This is a genomic window from Actinotalea sp. JY-7885 (assembly GCF_014525465.1).
In the GTDB taxonomy this organism is placed as follows: domain Bacteria; phylum Actinomycetota; class Actinomycetes; order Actinomycetales; family Cellulomonadaceae; genus Actinotalea.
Window position 1 is genome coordinate 1 of the sequence record NZ_JACEXH010000204.1, and the last position, 5,225, is coordinate 5,225.

A 5,225-nucleotide genomic window follows, 5' to 3' on the forward strand; every position below is an offset into this window, starting at 1 on the left:
GGCGCGCGCGCCGTCGGAGCGGGCCGCGCGGCCCGCGGCGTTGACCGCCTCGCGCACCGCCTCATGCTCCATGCCCAGCCAGCCGGCCAGCATGCGGGCGTACTCGGGCCGCAGCGCGGCGTCGCGGATGCCGGCGACCACCGGCGCCGACGCGCGCAGCGCGGCCACGCGGCCCTCGACCGTGTTCAGGTCGTGCGCGCGGATCGTGGAGCGGATGACGAACTCGAACAGCGGCTGCCGGCTCGCCACCAGCGCCTTCACCGCCTCGGGCCCGCGCGCGAGCCGCAGGTCGCAGGGGTCCATCCCGCTCGGCTCGACCGCGACGAACGTCTGCGCGTAGAAGCGCTGGTCCTCCGTGAACGCCCGCAGCGCCGCCTTCTGCCCGGCGGCGTCGCCGTCGAACGTGAAGATGATCTCCCCGCCCACCGAGGTGCCGGACGCCAGCTGCACCCCGGCCCCGGCCGCGCTGTCCCCGACCAGGCGCCGGACGACGCGCGCGTGGTCCGGCCCGAACGCCGTGCCGCACGTCGCGACGGCCGTGGGCACGCCGGACAGGTGCGCGGCCATGACGTCGGTGTAGCCCTCGACGACGACGACCTGCTTGGCCTTGGCGATCTCGCGCTTGGCCAGGTCGATCCCGTAGAGGACCTGGGCCTTCTTGTAGAGCGCCGTGTCGGGGCTGTTGAGGTACTTGGGCCCCTGGTCCTCCTCGAGGAGCTTGCGCGCGCCGAAGCCGACGACGTCGCCCGTGACGTCGCGGATGGGCCACACGAGCCGGCCGCGGAACCGGTCGTAGATGCCGCGGCCGCCCTGGCTCATGAGCCCCGACGCGACCAGCTCCGCCTCGGTGAACCCCTTGCCGCGCAGGTGGCGCAGCAGGTGGTCCCAGCCCTGCGGCGCGAAGCCGACGCCGAAGGTCTCGGCCGCCGACCGGTCGAAGCCCCGCTCCGCGAGGAAGGTGCGCCCGACGGCGGCGGCGGGCGTCAGGAGCTGCTCGACGTAGTAGGCCGCCGCGATGCGGTGCGCCTCGAGCAGCCGCTGCCGCCGCCCGGGCTCCTCGCCCGGCCTCGTCGGCCCGCCGTCCTCGTAGCGCAGCTGGATGCCGACCCGCCCGGCGAGGTGCTCGACGGCGTCCGCGAACCCCAGGCCGTCGATCTTCTGCAGGAAGGAGATGACGTCCCCGCCCTCGCCGCAGCCGAAGCAGTGCCACAACCCCACCTGGGGGCGGACGTGGAACGACGGCGAGCGCTCGTCGTGGAAGGGGCACAGGCCCTTCATGGAGCCGACGCCCGCGGACTTCAGCGTGACGTGCTCGCCGACGATCTCCTCGATGTGGGCGCGCTCGCGGACGGCGGCCACGTCCTCCTGCCTGATCCGTCCCGCCACGGCGCGAGTCTAGGTGCTCGGCCGCGAGCGGTCGTACGGCGGCCGGGAGACCTGGACTCCCGCCGCGGCCCGGAGGACCCTGGACCGTGAGGCATCGTGCACCGGCTCGAGGAGGAGCTCCGATGGTCCAGCACATCCCACCCGGCCAACCGTCCGTGACCGCGAACCTCGTCGTGCGCGACGGGCTCGCGATGCTCGACTTCTACCGGCGGGCCTTCGACGCCGAGATCCTGCTGCGCCTCGTCGCCGACGACGTGCTCATGTACTCGGAGGTGCGGATCGCCGGCACGGTCGTCACGGTGAGCGACGAGATGCCGGAGTTCGGCGTCGTGGCCCCGGACCCGCAGGGTGCCGTCCACGCGTCGTTCACGCTCTGGGTGCCCGACGCCGACGCGACCTTCGCCCGGGCGGTGGCGGCGGGCGCCACGCCCGTGAGCGAGCCGGCCGACCAGTTCCACGGTGACCGCACGGGCGTGCTGCGCGACCCGTCCGGGCACCGCTGGCTCATCGCGACGCACCTCGAGGACATGACCGAGGCCGAGATGGCCGCCCGCATGGCGCAGGTGATGGGACAGTGAGCCCGGGCTGACCGCGTCACCGGCGCTCACGCCGGTACAGCACCCGCGCCCACGCCCAGCCGGCGCCGCCGATGAGCGCGCACCACCCGAGGGCGAGCGCGAGCGTCGTCGCCGGCACCGCGGTGCCGTCCAGGAGGGCGCGCGTCGTCTCGATGATCGGCGTGAAGGGCTGGTACTCGGCGAACCACCGCACCCCCGACGGCATCGTCTCGACCGGGACGAAACCGCTGCCCAGGAACGGCAGCGCCGTGAGGAGCAGCGGGACGTTCGACGCCGTCTCCACCGACCGGGCGCTCAGGCCCAGGGCCACGCACAGCCAGCTCGTCGCGAACCCGACGACCGCCAGGAGGCCGACCAGCCCGAGGACGTCCAGCGGACCCACGGCCGGCCGGTGCCCGAGCGCCATCGCGAGGCCGAGCACCACCACGGCCGCGAGGAGGCCCTGCACGACGGTGCCCAGCACGGGCCCGCCGAGCACCGACCCGGGCGAGATGGCCATGGTCTTGAACCGCGCCATGATGCCGCTCGTGGCGTCCATCGCGGAGGTGATCGCCACGCTCTGCGCTGCCCCGACGACCGCGAAGAGCAGGACGGTCGGGGTGATGTAGTCGAGGTAGGCCGCCCGGCCGGCCGCGCCCGGGGTGACGCCCGGCGCCACGCCCGCCCCCAGGGCCCCGCCGAAGACGAACACGAACAGCAGCAGCACGGCCACGGGCCCGCCCACGGTGAACGCGGTCAGGCCGGGGTAGCGGACCGCGCGCAGCAGGTTCCGCCGGAGCATGGTCACGGTGTCGGCCCACGGGCGGGCGGCCGCGGTGCGCGGCACGGTGGTGGTGGTCATGATGCCGATCCCCTCGTCGACGTGTCGGTGGGCTCCTGCGCCGGCGGCTCCGTCAGCCGCAGGAAGACGTCGTCGAGCGAGCCGGCGTCGTGCGTGGCCTTGAGCTCGGCGGGGGTGCCCTCGGCGACGATGCGGCCCCGGTCGAGCACGGCGACGCGGTCGGCGAGCCGGTCCGCCTCCTCGAGGTACTGCGTGGTCAGGAGCACCGTGGTGCCCCGGGCCACGAGGGCGCGCACCTCGTCCCACAGGGCGCGCCTGCTGCGGGGGTCCAGGCCGCTGGTCGGCTCGTCGAGGAAGACCACCGCGGGCCTGCCGACGAGCGTCATCGCGAGGTCGAGCCGGCGCCGCATCCCGCCGGACCACGTCGAGACCGGCGCACGGACGGCGTCGCCCAGGCCGAGCCCTGCCGCCAGCGCGTCGGCGCGCTCGCGCCCGCCCCGCCGGCCCAGGTGGTGCAGCGACGCCATGAGCCGCAGGTTCTCCACGCCCGTGAGCAGGTCGTCCACCGCCGACATCTGGCCCGTGACGCCGATGGCGGCGCGCACGGCGCCCGCCTGTGCGACGACGTCGAAGCCTGCGACCCGGGCGGTGCCGGAGTCGAGGCGCAGCAGCGTGGACAGGATGCCCACGGTGGTCGTCTTGCCCGCGCCGTTCGGCCCGAGCAGCGCGGTGATCGTGCCGGCGCGGACGGCGAGGTCGACGCCGTCCAGCACGGGCCGGTCGCCGAACGCCTTGCGCAGGCCCCGCACGTCGATCGCCAGGTCCTCGGTCATGGTGCTCCCCCCTCGATCTGGTCCGTCAGGGACGGCGGACGATGACGTCGCCGTAGCTCGTGCTGGCGCGGATCTCCGCCGTCAGCTCCTCGGCCGCGGGGCCCTCGCCGGGCCGCAGCTCGTTGCGGACGGTCCCGTGCTGCGAGGCGACCTCCAGCCAGGCGGCGGTGCCCTGCGGGACGCCGACCTCGATCGAGCCGTACGACGTCGACAGGGTCGCCGTCCCCTGCTCGACGCGTTCGACGCGGATCCCGCCGTAGGCGGCCGTGGCGGTGACGGTGCCGCGGACGCGCCCGACGACGACCTCCGCGTGCGCCCCGGACACCTCCAGCGAGCCGACGACGGACCCGACGGTCGTGGTGCCGTTGCCGGCGCGGATCGTGCCGTCGCCCACCAGCTCCGCGAGGCGCACCGAGCCGGCGCTCGCCCGGACTGCGACCGGCCCCGTGGCCCGCCGGACGACGACGGCGCCGGCCGAGACCGTGAGCGTGAGGCGGCCCGCCTCCTCGACGCGGGCGTCACCGGCGGTGACGGTCATCTCGACCGTGCCGAGGCGCCCCTCGGCGTAGAGGCTGCCCGCCCGGCCGCTGAGGTCGGAGCCGGTGGGCAGCTCCACGGTGACGGTCATGCTCCCGCTGCCGAACGGCACGTACTGCTTCCAGGTCGGCGGGCCGGAGACGGTCACCGCGTCGCCGTCGCGCCCGACGCGCACGTCCTGCGCGCCGCGCACGTCACCGGGCTTGGCCGGGTCGGTCGGCAGGACGGTGACGACGACGTCGTCCCGCTCCCCCGCGACGACGTGCAGGGTGCTTCCGGGCGGCAGGTCCACCACCAGCGGGACGGGCACGTCGGTCGGGAACGTGGGCATGACGACTCCAGGCGGTCGGTCAGCGGGTACGCGGGTGAGGGACGAGGCGGGGGGCTGGCGCGCGCTCAGCGCACCCAGCCCGTGAGGCGGCTCGCGCCACGCGGCGTCGAGGACGCCTGCTGCGTGGCGGGAGCGGCGGACGACTCGAGGGCGGTGGCGACCGCCCGGACGAGCCACGTATTGACCGAGATGCCGTCGCGTGCGGCGGCCACCTCGACCTGTGCCTTGAGGTGGTCCGGGAGCCGCAGGGTGGTGCGCGTGGTGGAGCCGGCGTCCGGGGCGTCGCCGTCCGGCGCGGACGCGACGACGGGAGGGGGCGCCGCGGGCACGGTCGCGGCGGGCGGGGTGACGACCAGCTCGGGCGCGCCCCCGCGCAGCCGCACATCGACCGACCCCGGCGCGATCTCGGCGGTGATCTCCCCCGCCGCCGCCGAGAGGACGTCCAGCAGGACGAGGCGCACCGCCGCGTCCAGCGGCGCGGTCAGCCGCTCCGCGAGCCGGCGCGCGTCGTCCCCGCCCGCGCCCGCCGCGACGACCAGGCGGTGCTGGAGGTCGTCGACGTAGGGCGTGAGGTCCATGACGTCATAGTGACACCACTATGGTGTCACCACAAGACCTCATGACGCCACGGGGTCCAGGTCGCTCGTGAACCGGCGCGGCTTGCGCCCGCCGAAGGCCCCTGGCCCGTCGACGACGTCGAGCCGCACGTCGCGGTCGAGCAGGCGCCCGACGGCGGTCGCCGCCGCGCGCGCGGCCGCCTCCCCCGCGGCCGTGCGGCC

General features: G+C 75.5%; 6 protein-coding genes. 1 reads left to right on the forward strand and 5 read right to left on the reverse strand.

The genetic code is table 11. The annotated features are described in order from the left end of the window. On the reverse strand, positions 1-1,386 hold a 1,386-nt coding region (gene dnaG / locus IDM29_RS14635), incomplete at its 3' end, for a DNA primase (RefSeq protein ID WP_188037698.1). Between the two features lie 122 nt (positions 1,387-1,508). On the opposite strand from dnaG, the gene IDM29_RS14640 reads away from it, so the two are divergent. Further along, a complete protein-coding gene (locus IDM29_RS14640; protein WP_188037699.1) occupies positions 1,509-1,964 on the forward strand; it encodes a VOC family protein in 456 nt (151 codons plus the stop codon). Between the two features lie 16 nt (positions 1,965-1,980). Here IDM29_RS14640 and IDM29_RS14645 read toward each other — a convergent pair whose 3' ends face one another. The 4 genes from IDM29_RS14645 to IDM29_RS14660 all read right to left on the reverse strand — a co-directional run bounded on the left by IDM29_RS14645 (position 1,981) and on the right by IDM29_RS14660 (position 5,024). Then, positions 1,981-2,805, reverse strand: a complete 825-nt coding sequence (locus tag IDM29_RS14645; protein WP_188037700.1) for an ABC transporter permease — start codon at positions 2,803-2,805, stop codon at positions 1,981-1,983. Next, a complete protein-coding gene (locus tag IDM29_RS14650) occupies positions 2,802-3,578 on the reverse strand; it encodes an ABC transporter ATP-binding protein (RefSeq protein ID WP_188037701.1) in 777 nt (258 codons plus the stop codon). The genes IDM29_RS14645 and IDM29_RS14650 overlap by 4 nt, the downstream gene beginning before the upstream one ends. A 25-nt stretch (positions 3,579-3,603) precedes the next feature. Further along, complete coding sequence (locus tag IDM29_RS14655) at positions 3,604-4,446, reverse strand: DUF4097 family beta strand repeat-containing protein (RefSeq protein ID WP_182111458.1); 843 nt, start codon at positions 4,444-4,446, stop codon at positions 3,604-3,606. A 65-nt stretch (positions 4,447-4,511) separates the two neighbouring features. Continuing rightward, positions 4,512-5,024 carry a toxin-antitoxin system HicB family antitoxin gene (locus tag IDM29_RS14660; RefSeq protein ID WP_182111459.1) on the reverse strand — a complete coding sequence of 171 codons (513 nt, stop codon included), beginning with the start codon at positions 5,022-5,024 and terminating at the stop codon, positions 4,512-4,514. Positions 5,025-5,225: the final 201 nt, after the last annotated feature.